At 68.1% G+C, this 24,175-nt stretch carries 23 protein-coding genes; 12 read left to right on the top strand and 11 right to left on the bottom strand.

Going from position 1 to position 24,175, the window contains the following annotated elements; all coding sequences use genetic code 11:
• Positions 1–35: 35 nt before the first annotated feature.
• The 5 genes from FHD67_RS02435 (at position 36) to FHD67_RS02415 (ending at position 5,507) form a co-directional block, all read left to right on the top strand.
• The gene (locus tag FHD67_RS02435) at positions 36–1,223 is read left to right on the top strand and encodes a multidrug effflux MFS transporter (RefSeq protein WP_139597708.1); all 1,188 of its coding nucleotides are present in this window, start codon (positions 36–38) and stop codon (positions 1,221–1,223) included.
• A gap of 60 nt (positions 1,224–1,283) precedes the next feature.
• Positions 1,284–2,681: a helix-turn-helix domain-containing protein gene (locus FHD67_RS02430; protein ID WP_045981164.1), complete on the top strand. Its 1,398-nt coding sequence runs from the start codon at positions 1,284–1,286 to the stop codon at positions 2,679–2,681.
• A gap of 194 nt (positions 2,682–2,875) precedes the next feature.
• On the top strand, positions 2,876–4,156 hold the full coding sequence (locus tag FHD67_RS02425) for a DUF5930 domain-containing protein (protein WP_045981163.1): 1,281 nt from the start codon (positions 2,876–2,878) through the stop codon (positions 4,154–4,156).
• Positions 4,146–4,628, top strand: a complete 483-nt coding sequence (locus tag FHD67_RS02420; protein ID WP_045999503.1) for a bactofilin family protein — start codon at positions 4,146–4,148, stop codon at positions 4,626–4,628. Before FHD67_RS02425 ends, FHD67_RS02420 begins: the two co-directional genes overlap by 11 nt.
• Before the next feature lie 162 nt (positions 4,629–4,790).
• The gene (locus FHD67_RS02415; RefSeq protein ID WP_139597759.1) at positions 4,791–5,507 is read left to right on the top strand and encodes an SDR family oxidoreductase; all 717 of its coding nucleotides are present in this window, start codon (positions 4,791–4,793) and stop codon (positions 5,505–5,507) included.
• On the opposite strand, the gene coaD is transcribed toward FHD67_RS02415, so the two are convergent.
• The 3 genes from coaD to FHD67_RS02400 form a co-directional block, all read right to left on the bottom strand.
• The gene (gene coaD, locus FHD67_RS02410) at positions 5,504–5,995 is read right to left on the bottom strand and encodes a pantetheine-phosphate adenylyltransferase (RefSeq protein ID WP_045999505.1); all 492 of its coding nucleotides are present in this window, start codon (positions 5,993–5,995) and stop codon (positions 5,504–5,506) included. The genes FHD67_RS02415 and coaD overlap by 4 nt on opposite strands.
• A 91-nt stretch (positions 5,996–6,086) precedes the next feature.
• Positions 6,087–6,548 carry a CBS domain-containing protein gene (locus tag FHD67_RS02405; protein ID WP_045981159.1) on the bottom strand — a complete coding sequence of 154 codons (462 nt, stop codon included), beginning with the start codon at positions 6,546–6,548 and terminating at the stop codon, positions 6,087–6,089.
• Between the two features lie 55 nt (positions 6,549–6,603).
• A complete protein-coding gene (locus FHD67_RS02400; RefSeq protein WP_139597707.1) occupies positions 6,604–7,515 on the bottom strand; it encodes a LysR family transcriptional regulator in 912 nt (303 codons plus the stop codon).
• A gap of 100 nt (positions 7,516–7,615) precedes the next feature.
• On the opposite strand from FHD67_RS02400, the gene FHD67_RS02395 reads away from it, so the two are divergent.
• From FHD67_RS02395 to FHD67_RS02365, 7 genes are all read left to right on the top strand, one after another.
• A complete protein-coding gene (locus tag FHD67_RS02395; RefSeq protein ID WP_045999507.1) occupies positions 7,616–9,115 on the top strand; it encodes a CoA-acylating methylmalonate-semialdehyde dehydrogenase in 1,500 nt (499 codons plus the stop codon).
• 117 nt (positions 9,116–9,232) lie between these two features.
• On the top strand, positions 9,233–10,363 hold the full coding sequence (locus FHD67_RS02390; RefSeq protein WP_139597706.1) for a carboxylate-amine ligase: 1,131 nt from the start codon (positions 9,233–9,235) through the stop codon (positions 10,361–10,363).
• A 75-nt stretch (positions 10,364–10,438) separates the two neighbouring features.
• On the top strand, positions 10,439–11,584 hold the full coding sequence (locus FHD67_RS02385; protein WP_045999509.1) for an acyl-CoA dehydrogenase family protein: 1,146 nt from the start codon (positions 10,439–10,441) through the stop codon (positions 11,582–11,584).
• A gap of 1 nt (position 11,585) precedes the next feature.
• Entirely contained in the window at positions 11,586–12,593 is a 1,008-nt protein-coding gene (locus FHD67_RS02380) for an enoyl-CoA hydratase/isomerase family protein (protein ID WP_139597705.1), read from the top strand.
• On the top strand, positions 12,590–13,459 hold the full coding sequence (mmsB, locus tag FHD67_RS02375; RefSeq protein ID WP_045999511.1) for a 3-hydroxyisobutyrate dehydrogenase: 870 nt from the start codon (positions 12,590–12,592) through the stop codon (positions 13,457–13,459). Before FHD67_RS02380 ends, mmsB begins: the two co-directional genes overlap by 4 nt.
• 81 nt (positions 13,460–13,540) lie before the next feature.
• A complete protein-coding gene (locus FHD67_RS02370; RefSeq protein ID WP_127898166.1) occupies positions 13,541–13,792 on the top strand; it encodes a hypothetical protein in 252 nt (83 codons plus the stop codon).
• Between the two features lie 95 nt (positions 13,793–13,887).
• The gene (locus tag FHD67_RS02365; protein WP_139597704.1) at positions 13,888–14,223 is read left to right on the top strand and encodes an RcnB family protein; all 336 of its coding nucleotides are present in this window, start codon (positions 13,888–13,890) and stop codon (positions 14,221–14,223) included.
• On the opposite strand, the gene recN is transcribed toward FHD67_RS02365, so the two are convergent.
• The 8 genes from recN to murB all read right to left on the bottom strand — a co-directional run bounded on the left by recN (position 14,220) and on the right by murB (position 24,158).
• Entirely contained in the window at positions 14,220–15,866 is a 1,647-nt protein-coding gene (gene recN / locus FHD67_RS02360) for a DNA repair protein RecN (RefSeq protein WP_139597703.1), read from the bottom strand. The genes FHD67_RS02365 and recN overlap by 4 nt on opposite strands.
• Positions 15,867–15,894: 28 nt before the next feature.
• Positions 15,895–16,743, bottom strand: coding sequence for an outer membrane protein assembly factor BamD (locus tag FHD67_RS02355; protein ID WP_045999513.1), 849 nt, complete (start codon positions 16,741–16,743; stop codon positions 15,895–15,897).
• Positions 16,744–16,878: 135 nt separating this feature from the next.
• Complete coding sequence (gene lpxC, locus FHD67_RS02350) at positions 16,879–17,814, bottom strand: UDP-3-O-acyl-N-acetylglucosamine deacetylase (RefSeq protein ID WP_139597758.1); 936 nt, start codon at positions 17,812–17,814, stop codon at positions 16,879–16,881.
• Between the two features lie 232 nt (positions 17,815–18,046).
• Entirely contained in the window at positions 18,047–19,642 is a 1,596-nt protein-coding gene (ftsZ, locus tag FHD67_RS02345; protein ID WP_127898162.1) for a cell division protein FtsZ, read from the bottom strand.
• 221 nt (positions 19,643–19,863) lie between these two features.
• The gene (gene ftsA, locus FHD67_RS02340) at positions 19,864–21,198 is read right to left on the bottom strand and encodes a cell division protein FtsA (protein WP_045981146.1); all 1,335 of its coding nucleotides are present in this window, start codon (positions 21,196–21,198) and stop codon (positions 19,864–19,866) included.
• Between the two features lie 3 nt (positions 21,199–21,201).
• A complete protein-coding gene (locus FHD67_RS02335) occupies positions 21,202–22,152 on the bottom strand; it encodes a cell division protein FtsQ/DivIB (protein WP_045981145.1) in 951 nt (316 codons plus the stop codon).
• Positions 22,140–23,075, bottom strand: coding sequence for a D-alanine--D-alanine ligase (locus tag FHD67_RS02330; RefSeq protein WP_176695030.1), 936 nt, complete (start codon positions 23,073–23,075; stop codon positions 22,140–22,142). The genes FHD67_RS02335 and FHD67_RS02330 overlap by 13 nt, the downstream gene beginning before the upstream one ends.
• A 147-nt stretch (positions 23,076–23,222) precedes the next feature.
• Positions 23,223–24,158, bottom strand: a complete 936-nt coding sequence (gene murB, locus FHD67_RS02325) for a UDP-N-acetylmuramate dehydrogenase (RefSeq protein ID WP_139597701.1) — start codon at positions 24,156–24,158, stop codon at positions 23,223–23,225.
• Positions 24,159–24,175 lie beyond the last annotated feature (17 nt).

Below are 24,175 nucleotides of genomic sequence, written 5' to 3'. Positions count from 1 at the left end.
CAGATCGTGCATTCCGCCCCTCGAAAGGTCCGACCATGCGCACGCCCCCCCATCTTCTGACCCTCGTCGCCCTGTCCGGGGTGTCCGCGCTGTCGATGAACGTGTTTTTGCCCTCGCTGCCCGGCATGGCGCGCGATTTCCAGGTCGATTACGGCGTGATGCAGCTGTCAGTCTCGGCCTATATCGGGGCCAGCGCGGTCCTTCAGCTGCTGGGCGGCCCGCTCAGCGACCGCTTTGGCCGCCGGCCCGTGGTCATCTGGGGGCTGATCGGCTTCCTGCTGGCCACCGTCGGCACGCTGCTTGCGACCACGGCCACCACCTTCCTGGTCTTCCGGCTGGCGCAGTCGGTCATCACCGTCTGCATGCTGGTCCCCCGTGCCGTAATCCGCGACCTCTATGACGGCGATCGCGCCGCCTCGATGCTGGGCTACGTCACGATGGGCATGGCCGTCGTGCCGATGATGGCCCCCGTCTTCGGCGGCGTCCTGGACGAGCTGTTCGGCTGGCAGGCCAACTTCGCCGTCATGGGCCTTCTGGGCATCGCCGTCCTGGCGCTGGCCTATCGCGACATGGGCGAGACCGTCCGTGGCGGCGGGATGAGCCTGCGCGCCCAGATGGTCAACTATCCGATCCTTGCCCGATCGCATCGGTTCTGGGGCTATTGCCTGGCCGCGACCCTGTCGTCGGGGGCGTTCTTCGCCTATCTGGGAGGCGCGCCCTTCGTCGGGGAACAGGTCTTCGGCCTGACCCCCGCCCAGGTGGGCTACTGGTTCGCGGCGCCCTCGATCGGGTATCTGCTGGGCAACTTCCTGTCGGCGCGCTTCTCTCCGGTCATGGGCCTGAACCGGATGATCCTGATCGGCGCGGTCATCTGCCTCGTCGCGCTGTCGGCCGCGCTGCTGGTCGACCTGTCGGGCGTGGTGCACCCGCTTGTCTTCTTCGGCGCCATCGCGCTGATGGGGCTGGGCAACGGCATGGTCCTGCCCAACGCCAATGCCGGCATGATGAGCGTGCGCCCCGAACTGGCCGGGACCGCGTCGGGCCTGGGCGGCGCCCTGGCCGTGGCCGGCGGCGCAGCGCTTTCGGCGCTGGCGGGCGCGCTGCTGCAACCGGGCAGCGGCGCCACGCCCCTGCTGGCGATCATGTGCGCCTCTGCCCTGGGCGGGTTGCTGGCGATCACCTGGGTGCTGCGCCGCGAACGTCAGCTGGCCCTGCAGGGCTGAACCCCTTGCTCGACCGCCTTTGCAACCGCTAGAACCGGCTTTGCAAACGGGGGATGGGACGTGGCGACACAAAAGATCTATGCCGGCAGCGCGCTGCGCGAAACCCGCGCCCGCGCCGCCCTGACCCAACGCCGCTTTGCCGAAAAGCTGGGCGTGTCCCTGCCCTATCTGTCCCAGATGGAGAACAACCACCGTCCCATCAGCGCGGGCGTCCTGCTGCGCTTGGCGCAGGAATTCGGCGTTGACCTGACCACCCTGGCCGCGGGCGATGCCGAGCGCATGGTCATCGACATGCAGGAGGCGCTTGCCGACCCGCTGTTCGATGCGGCACCCCCTTTGGCCGACCTGCGCCTGGCCGCGACCAATGCCCCGGTGCTTGCCCGCGCCTTCCTGGACCTGTACCGCGCCCATCGCGAAGGCCAGGAACGCCTGGCCGCCTTGGACGAGGCGATCGGCGCCGCCAGCCAGAACAGCCTGTCGACCCCATGGGAAGAAGTTCGTGACTTTTTCCACTATTGCGACAACTACATCGACGCCGTCGACCGTGCGGCCGAACGCTTTGCCTGCCCCGACGGGCGGCGTGGCGACCTCTGGGCAATGGCGGTCGCAGCCCTGGCCGCCAAGGGCATCCGTGTCCAGCTGACCGAACTGCCTGCCAACGCGGTCTTCCGCCGCGACGGCGACCGGCTGCTGGTCAATGCCGCGGCCGAGGCGCCGACCCGCCTGTTCCAGCTGCTGCATCTGGTGGCCCTGGAACGCCAGTCCGACCTGCTGGAGGCGACCCTGGACTTGGCGCGCTTTCGCAGCCCCACCGCCCGCCAGATCGCCCGCCTTGGCATGGCCAACTATTTTGCAGGTGCCGCGCTGATGCCCTATCGCGCGTTCATGGCCGCGGCCCAAGCCGAACGCCATGACCTGGAACGGCTGTCGCACCTGTTCGACGCGTCGCTGGAACAGGTCGCGCATCGGCTGTCCACGCTGCAGCGGCCGGGGGCCAAGGGCGTACCCTTCTTCTTCGTGCGCGTCGATCAGGCGGGCACGATCACCAAGCGCCATTCCGCGACCCGCCTGCAATTCGCCCGCTTTGGCGGTGCCTGCCCGCTGTGGAACGTCCATCAGGCGTTCGAGCAGCCGGGCCGCTTCCTGCGCCAGCTGGCAGAGACGCCGGACGGGGTCCGTTACCTGCTGCTGGCACGCGACGTCTCGAAGCATGCGGGCGCCTTCAACGCGCCGGTCCGCCGATTTGCCATCGGGTTGGGGGTCGAGGTCGCGCATGCGGGCGGGCTGGTCTATGCCGACGGGCTGGACCTGACCAAGCCGCGCGCCTATCAGCCCATCGGGATCTCGTGCCGGATCTGCCCGCGCCCGGACTGCCATCAGCGCTCGGTCCCGCCGATCGACCGGCCGCTGCGAATCCCCGCGGATCGTGATGGCCCCCTGCCCTATGAAATCACTTAGGTTTCTCGCCCCCAGGTTGCACGATTGGCGGATCCTTGCCGATAAAGGCAGGGTTCCGCCAATGCGGGGAACCAGACCGTAGGGTCTTGTTGCCAAGAAGGCACAGCTGCTGTTTACCCGTGACCGAACGGAACAACCCGCCGAACTGCTGACAACGGCGTGCCTTCGAGGGACAGTATCTGACAATGACGGTGATGGATCGACTGAACGCGTCGCTGGAAAAGTGGCTGCCGGAGCAACGGCTTTTCCTCCGCTCGGATGATACGACACGCTTTGTCCGCCTGCGCCCCGTGACCCAGATGGTCGGCATCAGCGGCATCACGCTGGTCTTCGGCTGGACGCTGGTGGCCAGTTCCTTCCTGGTCATCGACGCCGTCAGCTCGGGCAACACCCGCGAACAGATCCAGCGCAGCCAGGCCGCCTTCGAGGAACGCCTGGCCGAGCTGCAGGCCGAACGCGACGCCCGCGCGGCCGAGGCGCTGGCCGCGCAGTCGCGCTTTGCCGTGGCGCTGGACCAGGTCTCTCAGATGCAGTCGCAGCTCCTCTCCTCCGAGGAGAGCCGCCGCGAGATGGAGACCGGCCTGGCTGCCGTCCAGTCCACGCTGCGCGACACGCTGGCCGATCGCGACACCGCCGTCGCCGCCGCCGATGCGGGCACGACCCCCGCCCCCGACCGTACCGAGGAATTCTCGGTCGCGCTGGACATCCTGTCGGGAGAGCTGCGCAGTTCGGCCGACCAGCGGTCCGAAGCCGTCGAGGAGGCCGAGGCCGCCAAGCTGACCGCACAGGAACTGACCGTCGAGCGCGACCAGATCCTGGCCCGCAACGACGAGATCCTGACCCAGCTGGAGGACGCCGTGACCGTGTCCGTGGCCCCCCTGGACGAGGTCTTCCGCAATGTCGGCATGAACCCGGACGAGGTTCTGCGCACCATCCGCAGCGGCTATTCCGGGCAGGGCGGACCGCTGACGCCGATGTCCTATTCGACCCGCGGCAACGCGGCGCTGACCGACACCGAACTGAAGGCCCGCCAGATCATCGTTACGCTGGACCAGATGAACACCTATCGCATCGCGATCGAGAAGCTGCCGCTGGCCATGCCGGTCACCGACAACTTCCGCTATACCTCGGGCTTCGGCCGCCGGTGGGGTCGCATGCACGAGGGCATCGACATGGCCGGTCCCGTCGGCACGCCGATCCACGTCACGGGCGACGGGGTCGTGACCTTTGCCGGGCGCAGCGGCGCCTATGGCAACCTGATCAAGATCCGCCACGAGCTGGGCACCGAGACCCGCTATGCCCACCTGAGCCGCATCCATGTAAAAGTTGGCGATCGGGTGTCGCAAGGCGACCGGATCGGTGATATGGGGAATACCGGACGCTCGACCGGGCCGCATCTGCATTACGAAGTGCGCATGAACGGTCGGGCCGTGGACCCGATGAGCTTCATCAAGGCAGCAGACAATGTTCAGTAAGACCCGCGTGACCGAGACCCGCCCGACCCCCGACGCAGCCCCGCAGGCGGCCCCCGTCGCGCCCGAGCGCAGCACCCCCGAGGCGCAGGCACCGGCCTCCGCACCCCGTGCGCGCGTGGCACCCTCGGTCCTGTCGGCGGACCTGACGGTGACGGGCAACATCAAGACGCAGGGCGACATCCAGATCGAGGGCACGGTCGAAGGCGACATCCGCGCCCATCAGCTGACCATCGGCGAAACCGCCACCATCAAGGGCGAGATCGTCGGCGACGACGTCATCGTCAACGGTCGCGTCATCGGTCGCGTGCGCGGCCTCAAGGTCCGCCTGACCGCCACCGCGCGGGTCGAGGGCGACATCATCCACAAGACCATCGCCATCGAATCGGGCGCCCATTTCGAGGGTTCGGTCCAGCGCCAGGAAGACCCGCTGAACAACGGCGGCACCAAGAAGCTGGCCCCGCCGACCGAGTGATCGGCCCCTGCCACCCGTCCCGACAAGGCCCGCGTTTCGCGGGCCTTTTTCATGGATTGCGGTCCCCCTGCGATGCGGGTCCAATGCGCGCGAACCGCGGAACGGCGACGGGTGCCCATGCGGGCGGGCCCGTCACGGGATAGGCGATCACGGGAGAAAATGATGAAAAGCATTCTGATCACGGGCGCCGGCAGCGGCATCGGGCAGGCCACGGCGCGGCTGTTCCTGGACCGCGGCTGGCGCGTGGGGCTGGTCGGGCGCAGGCCCGAACCCCTGCACCAGACCGCCGACGGGCATGACGGCGCGCTGGTCCTGCCCTGCGACATCACCGACGACGCCGCGGTCGAGGCGGCATTCGCGCAGGCCGTCCGCAGCTGGGGCCGCCTGGATGTCCTGTTCAACAATGCCGGACGCGCCGCCCCGCTGGCCGATCCCGACCATCTGTCGCCGGACGATTTCCGTGACGTGATTGCGACCAATGTGACGGGCATGTTCCTCTGCGCGCGCGCGGCCTTTGCGGCAATGCGGGCGCAGTCGCCCCAGGGCGGGCGGATCATCAACAACGGCTCGGTCGCGGCCCATGCGCCGCGGGCGGGGTCGGTCGCCTATACGATGTCCAAGCATGCCGTGACCGGCCTGACGCGCAGCCTGTCGCTGGACGGGCGCGCGGTGAACATCGCCTGCGGCCAGATCGACGTGGGCAATGCCGCGACGCAGTTGCTGCGCGAGGCCGCCGCCCGCGATCCCGATGCCGAACCGGTGATCGACGTCGCCACCGTGGCCGATGCCGTCTGGCACATGGCAACGCTGCCCCAGGGCGCGAATGTTCAGTTCATGACGCTGATGGCGACCAACATGCCCTTCATCGGGCGCGGCTAGCCATAGCGGCGCAGCAGCGCGTCCGCGACCGGGGGGGTGACGAATTTCGACACGTCCCCGCCCAGGCGCGCGATCTCCTTGACCAGCTTGGAGGCGATGGCCTGGCGCCGGGCGTCGGCCATCATGAAGACGGTCTCGATGCTGCTGTCCAGGGCACGGTTCATGCCGACCATCTGGAATTCGTATTCGAAATCGGCCACCGCGCGCAGGCCGCGCACGATGATGCTGGCACCCACGTCGCGGGCACAGTCGATCAGCAGGTTCTCGAACGGGTGGACGACGATCTCTCCGCCGGTCTTGGCGACGATGGCGTCGCATTCGGCCTGGACCATGGCCACGCGCGCCTCCAGGTCGAACAGCGGGCCCTTGTCGCGGTTGATCGCGACGCCGATCACCAGACGGTCGACCAGCGCCATCGCCCGCTGGATGATGTCGATATGTCCAAGCGTGATCGGATCGAAGGTTCCGGGATAAAGGCCGATGCGCATGGATGTCGCGTCCTTGGGGTCATGGTCCTGACCCCAAGGCAAACCGCATTTGACCCCGGATTGCAAGATCGTGAACGGCTGCGACGATGCGTCAGCTGCCCATGATCATCCCGGTCAGGGCTTCCTTTTCGGCCGCCAGCTCCTTCAGGCGCCCGCTGACCGCATCGCCGATCGAGATCACGCCCAGCATGTCGCCCTGACCGTCCACCACCGGCATGTGGCGGAACCGCCCCTGGGTCATGCGCTCCAGGATGGTCAGCGCGTCCTCTCCGGTGGTGCAGGTCTGGACCTGGGTGGTCATCACGCCGCTGACAGGCTGGGACAGCACGTCGGGTCCGTGCTTGCCCAGCTGACGGACGATGTCGCGTTCGGACAGGATGCCTTCGGGCCTCCGGCCATCGGTGGACACGACCACCGCGCCGATGCGCTTTTCGGCCAGCAGCGTCGCGGCCTCGCCCAGGGTGGTGGTCGGCGCGATGGTCACGATCGTCGCGGAATCGATCCACGGCTTGGCATTGTCGGACTTCATCGACAGCAACTGTTTGACCAGCATCACGGGCCTCCCTCGGACTTGTTCCCCTTCATCATTTTCGCCAAATCGGTTCGCGTCAAGTGCGACCATCGGGGGCCGCGGAAAGCTGCCCCTCCAGTCGGGCGACCTCGGTGCGGATGCCTTGGGCCACCGCCTCGGCCAGCAGGGTCAGCCGGCGCGAGGCGCGGTCGTCGGCATGCCGGATCAGCCAGAAGCTGCGTTTCAGCGCGATGCGTCCGGTCAGCACGCGGCGCACCCCCGGGGCAAAGGGGATCGCGAAATCATGCACGATGCCAAGGCCCGCCCCGGCGCGCACGGCCTGCATCTGCACCGCCACGGAATTGCTGCTGATCTGGGCCGCCTCGACCCCAGTCGCGGACAGATAATCCAGCTCGCGATCGAAGATCATGTCCGGGATATAGCTGATCATCCGATGCCCGTGCAGATCCTCCAGCCGGTCCAGCGGAGGGTGGCGCGACAGGTAATCGTCATGCCCCGCCAGGTGCAGGTGATAGTCGACCAGCCGCTGGACCATCAGCCGCCCCGTGTCGGGCGGCGACACGGCGATGGCCATGTCGGCCTCGCGCCGGGTCAGGTTCACGACGCGCGGCAGGGCCACGATCTGGATCTCCAGCCCCGGATGGGCGGCGCACAGGTCGCGCGCGACCTGCGGCAGCAGATAGTTCGCGCAGCCGTCGGGCGCCCCGATGCGCAACTGTCCCGACAGGCCCGCATCCCCGCTGACGGCCTCGGCTGCGGCGGTGGCGGCGCGTTCGGCGGCCTCGGCCGGGGCCATCAGGCGCGACCCTTCGGCGGTCAGCTGATAGCCCCCCGGTGTCTTGAGAAACAGCGCCGCCCCGACCGACGCCTCCAGCCGCGCGATGCGGCGGCCGACGGTCGATGCGTCCATCGCCAGCCTGCGCCCGGCGCCCGACAGGCTTTCGGCCCGCGCGACGGCCAGAAAGATGCGCAGATCATCCCAATCCATCGCCGTCCTTTGCAAAAACGCAAAACCCTTTTGCCAGCATTCCCCTTTCTTCAGCAAATCCGCAAGACTAGGCTGCGCCCAACAGTTGCAGGAGGACGCGATGAAAGAGATACATCACTGGATCGACGGCAAGGAATACAAGGGCACCTCTGGCCGATTTTCCGACGTCTACAACCCCGCCACGGGCGAGGTTCAGGCCCGCCTGTCGCTGATCACCAAGGCCGAGATGGACGACGCCATCGCCCGCGCCGCCAAGGCCCAGATCGCATGGGGCGCCACCAATCCGCAGCGCCGCGCCCGCGTGATGATGGCCTTTGTCGGCCTGATCAACCGCGACATGGACAAGCTGGCCGAGGCCCTGTCCAGCGAACACGGCAAGACCTTCCCCGACGCCAAGGGCGACATCCAGCGCGGGCTGGAGGTGATCGAATTCTGCATCGGCGCGCCGCATCTGCTGAAGGGCGAGTTCACCGACAGCGCCGGCCCCGGCATCGACATGTATTCCATGCGCCAGCCCCTGGGCGTGGTCGCGGGCATCACGCCCTTCAACTTTCCGGCCATGATCCCGCTGTGGAAGATGGGCCCGGCCCTGTCCGCCGGCAACGCGATGATCCTGAAACCCTCCGAGCGTGACCCCTCGGTGCCGCTGATGCTGGCCAAGCTGCTGCAGGAGGCGGGCCTGCCCGACGGCGTGCTTCAGGTGGTCAACGGCGATAAGGAATCGGTCGACGCGATCCTGGACAGCGAGGTCATCCAGGCCGTGGGCTTTGTCGGCTCGACCCCGATCGCGCAGTACATCTATGAACGCGCCGCCGCGACCGGCAAGCGCGCGCAGTGCTTCGGCGGTGCGAAGAACCACATGATTATCATGCCCGACGCCGACCTGGACCAGGCCGCCGACGCGCTGGTCGGCGCGGGTTACGGGGCTGCGGGCGAGCGTTGCATGGCGATCTCGGTCGCGGTGCCGGTGGGCGAGAAGACCGCCGATGCGCTGATCGAGAAGCTGATCCCGCGGATCGAAAAGCTGAAGGTCGGTCCCTGGACCGCCGGCAACGACATCGACTACGGCCCGGTCGTGACCAAGGCCGCCAAGGAGAACATCCTGCGCCTGGTGCAGTCGGGCGTGGATCAGGGCGCCGACCTGGTCGTCGACGGCCGCGACTTCAACCTGCAGGGCTATGAGGACGGCTTCTTCGTCGGCCCCCACCTCTTCGACCGCGTGACCCCGGACATGGACATCTACAAGACCGAGATCTTCGGCCCGGTCCTGTCCACCGTCCGCGCCGCGACCTATGAGGACGCGATCAAGCTGGCGCTCGACCACGAATACGGCAACGGCACTGCGATCTATACCCGCGACGGCGACACGGCGCGCGACTTCGCGAACCGCATCAACATCGGCATGGTGGGCATCAACGTGCCGATCCCGGTGCCGCTGGCCTACCACACCTTCGGCGGCTGGAAGAAATCGGGCTTCGGCGACCTGAACCAGCACGGCCCGGATGCGTTCCGCTTCTATACGCGGACCAAGACCGTGACGGCGCGCTGGCCGTCGGGGATCAAGGAAGGCGGAGAGTTCAACTTCAAGGCCATGGACTGACGCCGGAACCGGCCTTCCCCATGCGGGGGGCGCTGCGCGGGGGGTCCGGGGGGCAGCCAGCCCCCCGGCACCTCGCGGGACGCAAGCCCGGCGCGTCGTGGCAACCAGGACGGACCCATGACGACTGATCCCGACTTCACCCTGGGCATCGAGGAGGAATATCTCCTCGTCGATGCCGAAACCCTCCAGCTGGCCGCGGCCCCCGAGGCGCTGATGCAGGCGCTCACGGCCGATCTGGGCGAGCAGGTCAGCCCCGAATTTCTGCGCTGCCAGGTCGAGATCGGCACCCCGGTCAGCGCCGACATCCGCACCGCGGGCGATCACCTGCGCCACCTGCGCCGCACCGTTGCCCGGCGCGCCGCCGAACATGGGCTGGCGCCCATTTCGGCATCGTGCCACCCGCAGGCCGACTGGCGCGAACAGGATCATACCGACAAGGACCGCTACAACCAGCTGTCGCGCGACATGGGCGGCGTGGCGCGGCGCATGCTGATCTGCGGCATGCATGTCCATGTGGGCATCCCCGACCCCGCGCAGCGCATCGACCTGATGAACCAGCTGGCCTATTTCCTGCCGCATCTGCTGGGCTTGTCCGCCTCCAGCCCCTTCTGGATGGGCGAGGATTCGGGCCTTGCCTCGTACCGCACCACGGTCTTCGGCGACATGCCCCGCACCGGCCTGCCGCCGCAGATGGGCAGTTGGGACGAGTTCGAACGCTCGGTCCAGGCCCTGACCGACCTGGGCATCATCGAGGACAGCAGCAAGATCTGGTGGGACCTGCGCCCCAGCAGCAAATACCCCACGCTGGAGACCCGCATCTGCGACGCCTGCCCGCGGATCGAGGATGCGCTGACCCTGGCTGCCCTGATCCAGACCACCTTGCGCATGTTGTGGCGCCTGTCGCGCGCCAATCAGCGCTGGCGGCAATACGAGCCCTTCCTGCTGGCCGAGAACCGCTGGCGCGCGCTGCGCTATGGCACCACCGAGGGTCTGATCGATTTCGGCGCGGGGCGGATCATCCCGTTCGACCAGATCGCCGACGACTGGCTGGGCCTGATTGCGCAGGATGCCGACGCGCTGGACTGTCAGCCCCATGTGGCCCGCCTGCGCGAGATGGTGGCGCATGGCACCGCGGCCGAGGCGCAGCGCGCCGTCCATGCCCGCGCGCGTCAGGCCGGGGCCGACCCCGACGACGCGCTGCGCGCCGTCACCCGCCATCTGGTGCAGGAGTTCACCCGCGACCTGTAACCGCTTGCAACACTGTCGCAACATCTGGCAATTAAACAGATGTTCAATTCAGACCGGTCCGGGGAGGGGCTGCCGATGGATTTCGCACTGACCGAGGAACAGCAGGCCATCTTCGACATGGCCCGTGATTTCGGGGCCGACCGCATCGCGCCCCACGCGCAGGACTGGGAACGTCAGGGCACCATCCCGCGCGACCTCTGGCCCGACGTGGCGGCCCTGGGCCTGGGCGGCATCTTCGTCTCCGAGGATCACGGCGGCACGGGGCTGTCGCGCCTGGACGGCACGCTGGTCTTCGAGGCGCTGTCGATGGCCTGCCCCTCGGTCGCGTCCTTCCTGTCGATCCACAACATGTGCGGCGGCATGATCGATAAATTCGGCAGCGATCAGGCCCGCGACCGCTGGCTGCCCGACCTGTGTTCGATGACCCGCATCTTCAGCTATTGCCTGACCGAACCGGGTTCCGGGTCGGACGCGGCCGCCCTGCGCACCCGCGCCGACCGCGACGATCAGGGCTGGCGGCTGAACGGGACCAAGGCCTTCATCAGCGGCGGCGGCTATAGCGACGTCTATGTCGCCATGGTCCGCAGCGGCGGCGACGGCCCCAAGGGCATCAGCACCGTCATCGTGGAGAACGGCACGCCGGGCCTCTCCTTCGGGGGGCTTGAGGACAAGATGGGCTGGCGGTCCCAGCCCACGACCCAGGTCCAGTTCGATGACTGCATCCTGCCCGCCGACAACCTGCTGGGCGAGGAAGGCCGCGGCTTCAGCTATGCCATGGCCGGGCTGGACGGCGGGCGCCTGAACATCGCCGCAGCCGCCCTGGGCGGCGCGCAATCGGCGCTGGACCGGACGCTGGCCTATATGGGGGACCGCAAGGCCTTCGGCAAATCGCTGGACCAGTTCCAGGCCCTGCAGTTCCGCCTGGCCGAGATGGAGACCGCCCTGCAATCGGCCCGCATCTTCCTGCGCCAAGCGGCGTGGATGCTGGATCAGGGCGCGCCGGACGCGACCAAGTTCTGCGCCATGGCCAAGCTGCACGTCACCGATCGCGCCTTCGAGGTCGCCAACCAATGCCTGCAGCTGCACGGCGGATACGGCTATCTGGCCGATTACGGCATCGAGAAGATCGTGCGCGACCTGCGCGTCCACCAGATCCTGGAGGGCACGAACGAGATCATGCGCCTGATCATCAGCCGCGCCCTTTTGGCGGAAAGGGCCTGACATGGACGACCTGACCATCTACACCGCCGGGCGCGCCGGGCGCATCACCTTCACCCGGCCCAAGGCGCTGAACGCCCTGACCCATGCCATGGCCCGCGCCATCCACGACGCCTTGGACAATTGGCGCGACGATCCTGCTGTCGCGCTGGTCATCATCGATGCCGAAGGGGACCGCGCCTTCTGCGCCGGGGGCGACATCGCCGCCGTCTATCACGCGGGCCGCGCGGGCGATCACCAGGTCGGGCGCGACTTCTTTCGCGACGAATACCGCATGAATGCGGCCATCGCCGATTTTCCCAAGCCCATCGTGGCTTTCATGCAAGGGTTCGTCATGGGCGGCGGCGTGGGGGTGGGCGGTCATGCCAGCCACCGGATCGTCGGCGACACGACGCGCATCGCGATGCCCGAAAGCGGCATCGGCCTGATCCCCGACGTGGGCGGCACCTGGCTGCTGGGTCGCGCGCCGGGGCGGATCGGTGAATACCTGGCGATGACCGGGGGTCGGATGACGGCAGGCGACGCGATCCATGCCGGCTTTGCGGACATGTATATTCCCGAAGCGGACTGGCCGGGCCTGATCGCCATGCTGGAGGACAGCGGCGACGTGACCGGCCTGCGCGGCCACCCTGCCCCCGCGGCGACGCTGGACCGGCGCGACCTGTCCGCCTTTGGTGGCCGCACCCTGGCCGATATCACCGCCGCGTTGCAGGAGGCGGGCGACGACGAATCGCTGGAGGCGCTGCGGCGCAATTCGCCGCTGTCGATGGCGGCGGGGCTGGCGATGGTGCGTGCGGCCCGCGGCGACGACTGCATGCAGCAGTCGCTGTCGCGCGAATACCGCTTTACCGCCCGCGCCACGGCCGAAAGCGATTTCCTGGAGGGCGTGCGCGCCCAGATCATCGACAAGGATCGCAAGCCCGTCTGGCGCCGGGACGCGTCCGATGACACGCTGCGCGCGATGCTGGCCCCGCTCGGGGATGACGAACTGCAATGGGAGACTGCAGAATGAAGATCGGCTTCATCGGACTGGGCAATATGGGCGCGCCCATGGCCGCCAACCTGGCCGCCGCGGGCCATCAGGTCACGGGTTTCGACACCGCAGCCCCCGCCCCTGCGGGCGTGACCCTCGCCGCCAGCGCGACCGAGGCGGTGTCGGGCGCGGATGTGGTCTTCACCATGCTGCCCAATGGCCAGATCCTGCGCGACGTGGCCGGCCAGATAATCCCCGCCATGCAGCAGGGCGCGGTCCTGTGCGACTGCTCCACCGTCGACGTGGACAGCGCGCGCGCCGTGGCGCAGGCGGCCCGCGCGGCGGGGCTGGGGGCGCTGGACGCGCCCGTCTCGGGCGGCACTGGCGGCGCACAGGCCGGCACGCTGACCTTCATGGTGGGTGGCGCCGAAGCCGATTTCGCCACCGTCCAGCCGCTGTTCGCGGTCATGGGCCAGAAGGCCGTCCATTGCGGCGACAGCGGCGCCGGACAGGCGGCCAAGATCTGCAACAACATGATCCTGGGCGTCACCATGATCGCCACCTGCGAAGCCTTTGCCTTGGCCGACAAGCTGGGGCTGGACCGCCAGAAGATGTTCGACGTCGTGTCGACCAGTTCGGGCTATAGCTGGTCGATGAACGCCTATTGCCCGGCGCCGGGCGTGGGCCCTGTCAGCCCCGCGGACAACGGCTACAAGCCCGGCTTTGCCGCCGAACTGATGCTCAAGGATCTTGGCCTGTCCCAGCAGGCGGCCGAATCGGTTGGCGCGCAGACCCCGATGGGGGCGTTGGCGCATCAACAATATGACGACTTCGTCACCCGCGAAGACGGCCGGGGACAGGATTTTTCGGCCATGCTGCCCCGATTTACGGCGCGGAACGGTTGATCGGAACGGGTTGTTAACCCCTGCCGTGGTGATATGCGGTGGCGAGCCTGCGAACGGGGTGCAGCCATCATGGACCGGATCTTGCGACGTCTCTCCACCGCCCTGCTGATCGGCGCATGCGCGCTGGTCCCTCAGGACGGCTTTGCCCAGCAGCGCCCCACTGTCGGTGAGGTGCCGGCGCCCGAGCAGGTTCGCCAGATCGACAAGCCCGGCGCCGTGGGCCTTGGGCCGCAGCTGCCGGGCAGCGTCTATGCCGTCGTATCGGGCCATCTGGTCCGCATCCAGATCGGCAGCGGCAAGATCCTGTCGATCCTGCGGCCCCTGCCCGACTGAACGTGGCAGTTCCGCATCGGCATGCCTGCCATGCGGCGTCGCAGCGGAACCCGTCAGGCAATCCCGGGTTGACCCGTTGTAACTGATCCGAGGATATGATGACGCCGCTGCACCCCTTTGCCGCCGTGGCGGCCGGGACAATGCTCGGCCTCGCCGCCCTGACCGCCCCCAACACCACGCCGACCCGTGGACTGCAGGCCGTGCCGGCATGTACGACGGAATGTCTGGGCGGGCATGCAACCATGCCGATGGTCGGTGACAGCGTTCCGGAGGACCAACTGCATCGTGTCAGCGCGCCGGGCCGCTATGGTCTGTCTCAGGCGCCCGATGGTGACAGCTATGCCGTGGTCGGTGGCCATCTGGTGCGGATCGATGCAGATGAGGGGCGTATCCTGTCGGTTCTGCGACCCGCACCGCGGATTCTGGACTAACCGTCCAACAAGGCGCGCGCGGCCTCGGTCGCGGCGTCGGTGACACGGTCGCCCGACAGCATACGCGCGATCTCGGCCACGCGCTCGGGTTGGGGCAGCGGCGTGACGGTGGATGTGGTCATCCCGTCGGTCACCGATTTCGACACCCGGAAATGCACCGCGCCCAAGGCCGCGACCTGCGGCGAATGGGTGATGACCAGCACCTGCGCACCATCCGCCAGATTCTGCAAACGGCGGCCGACGGCATCGGCGGTGGCCCCGCCGACCCCGCGATCAATCTCGTCAAAGATCATGACCAGCGCGTCATTCCCCCGCGCCAGACAGACCTTCAGCGCCAGCAGAAAGCGGGACAGTTCGCCACCGGAGGCGATTTTGTCCAACGGCCCCGACGGCGCGCCCGGGTTGGTCGCCACCGTGAACGCCACGGTATCGCGCCCGTCCGGCCCGGGCTCGGCGGGCGATACGACGGTGCGAAAGACCGCACGTTCCATCTTCAGCGGTACCAATTCAGCGGTCACGGCGCGGTCCAACCGGGTCGCGGCTTCGGTGCGGGCGGCGGTCAGCGCATCAGCCGCGGCATCATAGTCCGCCTGAGCGTCCCGCGCGGCACGGCGCAGATCGCCCATCCGCGCCTCACTGGCGTCCAGACGCTCCAGCCGGTCGCGCAGCTGCTGCGCCAGCCCGGCCAGATCGTCGGGCAGAATGTCATGCTTTCGCGCCAAGGCACGCAGCGCGAACAGACGCTCCTCGGTCGATTCCAGAGCGTGCGGATCGAAATCCAGCGCGGCCAGCGTGTCCTCGACCCCGCGGGTGGCCTCGCCCAGCTCGATCAGCGCGCGTGACAGGGCGGCAAGCGGCTCGTCCAGTCGACCTTCGGCCTGCTCGGATGCGCCCTCCAACCAGCGCGCGGCGTCGACCATCGCGCCTTCGGCACCGTCTCCCGCCAGCATCTGCAGAGCGCGCGCCACGTCATCCCGGATGCGCTCTGCGCCCTGCATGGCGCGGCGCGCGATGTCCAGGCGCTGTTCCTCGCCGGGTTCGGGGGCCAGCTTGTCCAGTTCCGCCACGGCGTGGCGCAGAAACTCTTCTTCCTGCCGGGCGGCGGCCAACGCGGCCTCGGCCTCGGCCAGCGCCCGGTCCGCATCGCGGCGTGCGGCCCAGGTGCGGCGGACCGCCGACAGGTCCATCGCGCCGAACGCGTCCAGCAGGGTGCGATGCCCGCGCGGATTCAACAGCCCGCGGTCGTCATGCTGCCCGTGCAGCTCGACCAGGACCTCGGACAGCTGCCGCAGAACCTCGCCCGACACCCGGCGGTCATTGACCCAGCCCGTCTTGCGCCCATCCAGCGTATTCACGCGGCGCAGGATCAGCTCGTCGTCATCGATCGTGATCCCGGCCTCGGCCAGCAGGGTGCGAGCGGGATGAACCTCCGGCAGGTCGAACACCGCCTGAACCTCGCCCTGCGCGGCCCCCTGGCGGACCAGTTCGGCGCGGCTGCGCCAGCCCAGGACGAACCCCAGGCAATCCAGCAGGATGGACTTGCCTGCGCCGGTCTCTCCGGTCAGCACGTTCAGGCCGGGGCCGAACGACAGCTCCAGCCGGTCGATCAGCAGCATGTCGCGGATGTCCAGCGATCTCAGCATGGGCCACGGCCCCTGCGCACGGCCTGCATTACAGCCAGCGTCCCTGGATGGTCTGGCGATAGACGTTGGTCAGCCAGCTGTCACCGCGCACCTCGGCCGACAGGCCGCGGCCGCGCAGCTGCCGGAACGCGTCGTCATAGAAGGGCGAGGACTGGAAGTTGTGTCCCAGGATGGCGCCCGCCGTCTGCGCCTCGTCCAGCAGTCCAAGGGCCAGATAGGCCTCGACCAGACGCAGCAGCGCCTCGGGGGTCTGGGTGGTCGTCTGGAACTCTTCGACCACCACGCGGAACCGGTTCACCGACGCCGCGTAATGCCCCTGCTTCAGGTAATAACGCCCGATCTCCATTTCCTTGGCGGCCAGATGATCGAACGCCAAGTCGAACTTCAGGATCGAACTACGGGCATATTCGCTGTCGGGATACTGCTCGATCACCGTCCGCAGCCCCTGCAGTGCCTGGAAGGTCAGGCCCTGATCGCGCCCGACGTCGTCGATCTGATCGTAATAGGACAGCGCCAGCAGATACTGCGCATAGGCGGCATCCTCATCGGTCGGATAGGTGTCCAGGAACCGCTGCGCCGCGCCGCGGGCCTCTTCGTAATTGCCCGCCTTGTGGTTGCCATAGGCCTGCATGATCAGCGCACGCTTGGCCCATTCGGAATAGGGATAAAGCCGCTCGATCTCGCTAAAATAGACGACGGCATCCTCGGGGTCGCCGCTGTTCTCCAGCTCGAACTCGCCCCGCTTGTAGATTTCCTCGGCCGTAAAGCGGTCCAGATTCTGCTTTTGCGCCGCGTCTTGGTTGCCGCCGCAGCCAGTCAGGACAACGCCCGCCAGCACCGCAGCCACCACCGAAGCCGAGATTTTCGAGCCCGCCATCTTTATCCTGCCCTACGATTTGCCGATGCGCTGCCCGCGTGCGGGCGGCGCTGCCGGGATCCTCTAGCACAGAACATCAGGGGGCGCAAAATGGCAATCCGTTGAATTCGGCCAAGGTCCCGGCGCCCCGCGCCGTCACTCGGCCGCAAAGGCCGCGGCAAGTTCGGGGCGTGCATAGTCGGCGACACCCGCACCCGGCAGGCGGCCTTCCAGCTCGGGCGTGCACCGCTCCCAGGTCCATGCGGTGGGGTCGGCGAACAGCGCCCGCAGCAGGCGGTTGGTCATCGCGTGGCCCGCGCGGTGGCCGGTATAGCGCGCCAGCAGCGGCGCACCGGCCAGCGCCAGATCGCCGGTGGCGTCCAGCATCTTGTGGCGCACGGCCTCATCCGCGTGACGCAGACCGCCCGGCGACAGGACGCGCCCGCCATCCACCACGACCGCGTTCAGATAGGTCCCGCCCAGGGCAAGGCCGTTACGGCGCATCGCCTCGACATCCGACGCGCGGCAGAAGGTGCGGCTGTCGGCCAGTTCGCGCAGGAACGCGCCATTGGCCATGTCCAGACGCTTTTCCTGATGCCCGATCGCGGCGTCGGTAAAGTCGATCTCGAAATCGATCTCCAGGTGGTCGGCGGGCGACAGGCGGGCAAAGGCCTCGCCCTCGCGGACCTCGACCGTGCGCAGGACGCGGATCGCGCGCAGCGGTGCGGCCTGACGCGCGATGCCGGTGTCCAGGATCGCGTCCACGAAAGGCGCGGCCGAACCGTCCAGGATCGGAATTTCGGACCCATCGACGGTGATCAGCGCGTTGTGGATACCCGTGCCGGCCAGCGCAGCCATCACGTGCTCGACCGTCGAGAGGGTCACACCCAAGCCATTGTCCAGCAGCGTGCACAGCTTGGACGGCGTCACATGGTCCCACAATGCCGGAATGTCGACCGCAGGCGACAGGTCGGTGCGGCGAAAGACGATCCCGTGGCCGGGCCGTGCGGGATGCATGACCAGACGCGCGGGCGCACCGGAGTGGAGCCCGACGCCCTGCAATGTCACTGTGTCTTTCAGCGTCGCCTGCATGATCTGCCTGCCTTCGGATTCGTCGTGGGGCGCACTTGCCCCTTCTGTCACTCCAGCTAGGTCCGGCAGTGAGCGCATTCAATTAACGTTTTGTAACGGGGTGAAACATTCCCCTGCCCTGCCCTGCCCTGCAACCCGATGGCCGTTTTCGCCCAAGAGGTTGACTGGCAAAGGGAAAGGGCCGCTTTGCAGCGGCCCTTGCAACCAGCGGATGTGCCGGCTTCGTGATCCGTCAGTTGGCCTGACGGCGCAGGAAAGCCGGGATCTCGACATTGTCCTTGCCGTTCGAGTCGGGGCTGGCCAGATCGTCGAAGTCGGTGTCGTGCTGGCGGGCGCGGACGGCGACGCGGTCGTTCACACGCTCGGCGATCGAGGATGCGGCCGGCTTGGCGCCGCCCGGCTGGTCGTTGCCATGGCCTGCCATGCGCTCCAGCATGCGGCCCAGACCGCTCATCCGGCTGGTGGCGGGCTGTGCGGGCTGCTGCTGCGGCTGTGCGGGAACGCGACCGTGGTTGTCCACGGCGCGGCGCAGGCGGTCCATCACCTCGGGTGCAGGCTGGCCGGCGCGCGGGGACTGCGGCGCACGGGGCGCGACAAAGGCCGACGCGTCGTCGTCGATGCGCACGGCGTTCTGGCGGGCGCTGTCCTTCGGCTGATAGGCCGGCTGCGGCATGTCGTCCTCGGCGCGCGGGTCGTGGCGCGGGGCCTCGACACGGGCTGTCTCGGCAGAGGATGCGATCGGGGGCGCCACGCGGCGCGCCGGGATCGCCGGCTGCTCCTCGGCGGCGGCACCGACCTGCGGGTTTTGGGTCAGCGGTGCGGCCATGCCGCGGCGGGGCGAGGGAACCTCGGCCACCGCGACGGCGGCGTCGATGCCGGTCGCCACGACCGAAACGCGGATCGTGCCGTCCATGTCGGGGTCCAGGGTCGAACCGACGATGATGTTGGCATCGGCATCCACCTTGTCGCGGATGACGTTGGCCGCCTCGTCCAGTTCGAACAGGGTCATGTCATAGCCGCCGGTGATGTTGATCAGCACGCCGCGCGCACCGTTCAGGCTGATCTCGTCCAGCAGCGGGTTGGCGATGGCACGCTCGGCGGCTTCCTGGGCGCGGTTCTCGCCCGAGGCCTCGCCAGTGCCCATCATGGCCTTGCCCATCTCGTCCATCACTGACCGCACGTCGGCAAAGTCCAGGTTGATCAGGCCCGGCTTGACCATCAGGTCGGTCACGCCCTTGACGCCCTGGTACAGCACGTCGTCGGCCAGCGCGAAGGCGTCGGTAAAGGTGGTCTTTTCGTTGGCCAGCCGGAACAGGTTCTGGTTCGGAATGATGATCAGCGTGTCCACGACCTTCTGCAGGGCCTCGACGCCCTCCTCGGCCTGGCGCATCCGCTTGGTGCCCTCGAACTGGAAGGGCTTGGTCACCACGCCGACGGTCAGGATGCCCATCTCGCGCGCGGCCTGCGCGATGATCGGCGCCGCACCGGTGCCGGTGCCGCCGCCCATGCCCGCGGTGATGAAGCACATATGCGCGCCCATCAGGTGATCGACGATATCTTCGATCGTCTCCTCGGCGGCCTTGGCGCCGATCGTGGGCTTGGCACCCGCGCCCAGACCCTCGGTGACCTTGGGCCCGATCTGGATGCGCGAGGTCGCACGCGACTGCTGCAGCGCCTGCGCGTCGGTGTTGGCGACCACGAACTCGACCCCGTCGAGCTGCTTCTGAATCATGTTGTTGACGGCGTTGCCACCTGCGCCACCGACACCGAAGACGGTGATGCGCGGCTTCAGCTCTTCTTCGTCATTCATCATCAGATTGAGGTTCATGGTGTCCGCCTGTTACCGCTGCTGCATTGGGGAGGCGGGTGTACCGCTCGAATCCCGTTTCTTAATGGTTACCGTAACAATTGGCACCAGTTCCGTCACCCGAAAAAGCCGGGCGTTTCGCAAAATCTGGAGGGGCTACCCTTGAAATAGGCGGCATCTTGCCATGTCTTCCGAATGTGGTGGGAAAACCCTTGCCACCCCCCAGAACCAAGGTGGTGCAATCACCAGTTGTTCTTGAACCAGCGATAGGCGCGACGCAGGCTGCGCGCGGGATAGCGGTCGGCCGGCATCTCGAAATCCCACCATTCATCCTGCGGATGTGCGGCGAACAGCGCCAGGCCGACGGCGCTGGAAAAGCTGGGATCGGTCAGCTGATGGGCCAGACCGTCGATGCGCAGCGGCCGCCCGCAGCGCACGTTCGGACCCAGGATGCGCGTCGCCAGACCGTCCAGGCCTGGGATCTGACTGCCACCCCCGGTCAGCACGATCTGCTGGCTGGGCATCCAGTCGAACCCGGCCGCGTCCAGCACCTCGCGGACATGCTCCAGCATCTCCTCAACGCGGGGGCGCATCACGCCGATCACGTCGGCGCGGCTGACCTGGCGGCGGTCCGCCTCCCAGTCCCCGGTCTCTCCGCCGACCTCGATCATGTCGCGGTCGTCGCGGCCCGTCGCCTCGACGCCCCCGTTCAGCGTCTTCAGGCGCTCTGCCACGGGCAGGCTGACGCGCAGACCCTGGGCGATGTCCTGGGTGATCAGGTTGCCGCCGATGGGCACGTGATCGGAAAAGATCATGTGCTTCTTGACGAAGATCGACACGCCGGTGCCGCCACCGCCGAAATCGACGCAGGCCGCGCCCAGCTCCTGCTCATCCTCGACCAGCGACGCGCGGGCCGAGGCATAGGGCGCCGAGGCGATCCCCGCCAGTTCAAGATCACAGCGGCGGATGCACTGGACCAGGTTGCCGATGGAATCGCCGTCCACGGTCAGCACATGCATGTCGCAGAACAGCTTGTTGCCCAGATGGTCGCGCGGGTCGGCCAGGTTGCTGCGGTTGTCGACCGCGAAATTCACCGGCTGCGCGTGCAGCACCTCGCGGCCGCGGCCGAAATCGGGCGCGTCGCAGGCGGCCAGCACGGAAGCCACGTCATGTTCGCCGACCTTGCCGGATTCCAGCACGATCTCTCCGGCCAGGCCATACGAGGCCGGCCGGCCGCCCGACAGGCAGGCGATGACGTGATCGACACGCACGCCCGCGACCTTCTGCGCGGCGGCGACGACCGTGCGGATCGCGCGCTCGGTCTCGGCCATGGTCTCGATCTCGCCGCGGCGCATCCCGCGCGACCGGGTCGATGCCGCGCCGATCACGCGGAAATTGACCTGCCCCGCCATCGGGCCCACGCCGTCGGTTTCCCGGAAGGTGCCATTGCCGTCGATGCGCAGGACAAGGCAGGCGATCTTGGACGTGCCGATGTCCAGGATGCCGATCACGCCCCGCTGCAGGGCCGCCCGGCGGATGTTACGCATCGCGCGTTGCGTCTGATACAGGTCCACCATTCCTCAGCCCTCCGTCTTCTTGTCATCGGGCAGCACGCTGCCATCGGGTCCCAGCAGCGGCAGCCCGCGTGCGGTGCGTATCGTGTTGCGCGCGTCGATCCCTAACCGCAGGACGGGCCGCGTCGGGTCGCGCAGATCGACGATTGTGATGTCGCGGCCCAGCATGTCCTCGGCCCGATCCATTGCGATCGCGGCCTCCAGCGCGATCACCGCACCGGTCTCGGGCAGCAGGATGCGCTGGCCGTGATCCAGCACCAGGTCCCACCGCCGTTCGCCGCGCCGCACAAGGCCACGCACGCGGGGCAGGATCGGACCCGCGGCGTCGAACAGGGCCAGCGCCTCGGTCGTGGCCAGATCCGCCCCCTCTCCGGTGATCAGCGGCAGGTCGGCGCGCACCTCGCGCGAGGTCAGGCTGGCCACGCGATGGCCGCCGGCGTCCAGCATGTCGATGCCGCGCGCGTGGCGCCACAGGATCGCGGGTTCGCGTTCCTTGACCACCGCCGACAGGATACCGCCCGGCTTGATGCGCAAGTCGATGGATTCGACCGCGTCCAGCTGCAGCACCTGCAGGCGCAGCGCCGCCAGATCGATATCGAAGCTGGAGGCCGGCAGATCCACCGGCAGCATCGCGCGCAGGGCCCGGTCCACCACCGGGGTCGCCCCCTCGATCGTCATGATGCGGACCTGGAATTCGTCGCGGCTCTGGACCTTGGTCACCACGCTGGCGACGGTGTCGTTCAGCGCGGCGCGACGGTCCTCGTCGGCCAGCCACAGCCCCCCGATCATCGCGATGGCAAAGGCCGGAAGGCCCACGCGCAACACCCGGCGGTACAGCGGCGTCAGCCACATCCGCTCCAGGCGGTACTTCAGGCGCGACGGCGCGGGGTCGCGGCGCTGCCGCGCGGCGGGCGGGGTGATCTGCTTTCCGGGACGGTGATCGATCACGACCGGCACAGCGCGTCCTCCACCATCCAGCGCATCAGCGCGGGAAAGTCGATGCCCGCATGGGCCGCCTGTTCGGGGGCAAGACTGGTCGGCGTCATGCCGGGCTGGGTGTTCAGCTCCAGGATGATCAGCCCGTCCACGCCGCGCGTCTCGTCCCACCGGAAATCGGTGCGCGTCAGGCCGGTGCAGCCAAGCGCCTTGTGCGCGCGCACGGCCATCTCCAGGCAGGCGGCGCGGATGTCGTCGGGAATGTCCGCGGGGATCACGTGGCGCGACCCGCCGACGGTGTATTTCGCGGCGTAATCGTACCAGCCGCTGGTCAGGATCTCGGTCACGTCCAGCGCGCGGTCACCCATGACCGTGGTCGTCAGCTCCCGCCCGGGGGCATAGGTCTCGACCATCACGCGCTCGGGCATGTCGGCGGACAGCGCGGGCGGCTGGTTGGCGCCGTCATGGACGATGTAGACGCCAACGGACGATCCCTCGTCATTGGGCTTGACCACATAGGGGGGCGGAATGACGTGGCGCAGGCGCACCTCGGCGGCATCGGCGATGACGCTCTCGACCACGGGCAGGCCGGCGGCGCGGAATGCCTGCTTGGCGCGCGTCTTGTCCATCGCCAGCGCCGAGGCCAGCACGCCCGAATGGGTATAGGGCAGGTCCAGCCAGTCCAGCAGGCCCTGGACGCAGCCGTCCTCTCCCCACCGGCCATGCAGGGCGTTGAAGACGACGTCGGGTGCGGCATCGGCCAGACGCCGGACGATCTCGTCCCCGCGCGCGGTGCCAAGATCGATCTCGGTTACCTGATATCCCGCCACCCGCAGCGCATCTGCGCATTCGCGTCCCGACGACAACGACACCTGGCGTTCAGCCGAGGGTCCGCCCATCAGAACAGCGACCGAGTGGGCTGTCCTGCTCGACCTGCCCGCCACTTTTCGCCTTTCGTGCCCGGTTGATCCGGGCTTGATCTGGTCCGCGCCCCCTTGAACGGAGGCGTCATGTCGCATCAGGTTACAAGCAAAGCGCGAACCGCAAAAGCTCAATTTCGGCTGTCTGCGCAGAATGTTGCGCAGCGGGCGTCAGTCCGTGTCGGGACCGGGGTCGCCGATGCGGATGACCTCCCATTGCAGGTCGTGGCCGCTCTCCTCCAGCACGCGGCGCCGGACCAGTTCGCCCAGGGCCTCCAGCTCGGCTGCGGTCGCGCCGCCGGTGTTCAGCAGGAAGTTCGGATGCTTTTCCGACATCTGCGCGCCGCCCCAGCTGTGCCCGCGCAGCCCCGCCCGGTCGATCAGCGACCATGCCTTCAGGTCATGCACGTCATCCGCCTGCCCGGTCGAGCTGAACCCCGCCGGGTTGCGAAAGGTCGAACCGGCGCTGCGTTCGCGGGTGGGCTGGCTTTCATCGCGCCGTGCCAGCTGATCGGCCATCTTGGCGTGCAGCCGGTCGGGGTCGCCCGGCGCGGCACGCAGCCTGGCACTGGTGATCACCCAATCGGTCGGCAGATGCGTCTCGCGATAGCCGAAACGCAGATCGGCGGGCGTTAGCGTGACGCGTGCGCCCTGCCGCGTCACGGCCTGCGCGTCGATCAGGTGGTCGGCCACATAGCTGCCATAGCAGCCCGCGTTCATCCGCACCGCGCCCCCGATGCTGCCCGGTATCGTGCGCAGGAAGGTCAGGTCCAGCCCCGCCTCCGCGGCCCGGCGGGCGACCTGCGCGTCCAGCGCCGCGGCACCCGCGGTGACGGTGTCGCCGTCGATCTCGACGCTGTTGAAGGCGCGGCCAAGGCGGATGACCACGCCGCGGATGCCGCCGTCGCGCACGATCAGATTGCTGCCCACGCCCATCGGAAAGACCGGGACACCGGGGTCCAGCGCGGCCAGGAAATCGGCCAGGTCATCCTCGTCCGCGGGCTGGAACAGCCAGTCGGCGGGGCCGCCGACGCGCAGCCAGGTCAGGCCGTCAAGGGTTCTGTCAGGGATCAGGCTGCCGCGGGGGGTGGGAAGGTCGATGCTCATGGCCTTGGGTGGTAGCC

It is taken from the genome of Paracoccus haeundaensis (assembly GCF_006239215.1).
Classification (GTDB): Bacteria; Pseudomonadota; Alphaproteobacteria; order Rhodobacterales; family Rhodobacteraceae; genus Paracoccus; species Paracoccus marcusii.
This window is presented reverse-complemented; position numbering and strand designations above follow the sequence as displayed.

Excerpts from the sequence above, each read along its gene's own strand:
- FHD67_RS02435 (WP_139597708.1), top strand. The coding sequence starts at position 36 with ATGCGCACGCCCCCCCATCTTCTGACCCTCGTCGCCCTGTCCGGGGTG.
- FHD67_RS02425 (WP_045981163.1), top strand. The coding sequence starts at position 2,876 with ATGGATCGACTGAACGCGTCGCTGGAAAAGTGGCTGCCGGAGCAACGG.
- FHD67_RS02420 (WP_045999503.1), top strand. The coding sequence starts at position 4,146 with ATGTTCAGTAAGACCCGCGTGACCGAGACCCGCCCGACCCCCGACGCA.
- FHD67_RS02415 (WP_139597759.1), top strand. The coding sequence starts at position 4,791 with ATGAAAAGCATTCTGATCACGGGCGCCGGCAGCGGCATCGGGCAGGCC.
- coaD (WP_045999505.1), bottom strand. The coding sequence starts at position 5,995 with ATGCGCATCGGCCTTTATCCCGGAACCTTCGATCCGATCACGCTTGGA.
- FHD67_RS02405 (WP_045981159.1), bottom strand. The coding sequence starts at position 6,548 with ATGCTGGTCAAACAGTTGCTGTCGATGAAGTCCGACAATGCCAAGCCG.
- FHD67_RS02400 (WP_139597707.1), bottom strand. The coding sequence starts at position 7,515 with ATGGATTGGGATGATCTGCGCATCTTTCTGGCCGTCGCGCGGGCCGAA.
- FHD67_RS02395 (WP_045999507.1), top strand. The coding sequence starts at position 7,616 with ATGAAAGAGATACATCACTGGATCGACGGCAAGGAATACAAGGGCACC.
- FHD67_RS02390 (WP_139597706.1), top strand. The coding sequence starts at position 9,233 with ATGACGACTGATCCCGACTTCACCCTGGGCATCGAGGAGGAATATCTC.
- FHD67_RS02385 (WP_045999509.1), top strand. The coding sequence starts at position 10,439 with ATGGATTTCGCACTGACCGAGGAACAGCAGGCCATCTTCGACATGGCC.
- FHD67_RS02380 (WP_139597705.1), top strand. The coding sequence starts at position 11,586 with ATGGACGACCTGACCATCTACACCGCCGGGCGCGCCGGGCGCATCACC.
- mmsB (WP_045999511.1), top strand. The coding sequence starts at position 12,590 with ATGAAGATCGGCTTCATCGGACTGGGCAATATGGGCGCGCCCATGGCC.
- FHD67_RS02365 (WP_139597704.1), top strand. The coding sequence starts at position 13,888 with ATGATGACGCCGCTGCACCCCTTTGCCGCCGTGGCGGCCGGGACAATG.
- recN (WP_139597703.1), bottom strand. The coding sequence starts at position 15,866 with ATGCTGAGATCGCTGGACATCCGCGACATGCTGCTGATCGACCGGCTG.
- FHD67_RS02355 (WP_045999513.1), bottom strand. The coding sequence starts at position 16,743 with ATGGCGGGCTCGAAAATCTCGGCTTCGGTGGTGGCTGCGGTGCTGGCG.
- lpxC (WP_139597758.1), bottom strand. The coding sequence starts at position 17,814 with ATGCAGGCGACGCTGAAAGACACAGTGACATTGCAGGGCGTCGGGCTC.
- ftsZ (WP_127898162.1), bottom strand. The coding sequence starts at position 19,642 with ATGAACCTCAATCTGATGATGAATGACGAAGAAGAGCTGAAGCCGCGC.
- ftsA (WP_045981146.1), bottom strand. The coding sequence starts at position 21,198 with ATGGTGGACCTGTATCAGACGCAACGCGCGATGCGTAACATCCGCCGG.
- murB (WP_139597701.1), bottom strand. The coding sequence starts at position 24,158 with ATGAGCATCGACCTTCCCACCCCCCGCGGCAGCCTGATCCCTGACAGA.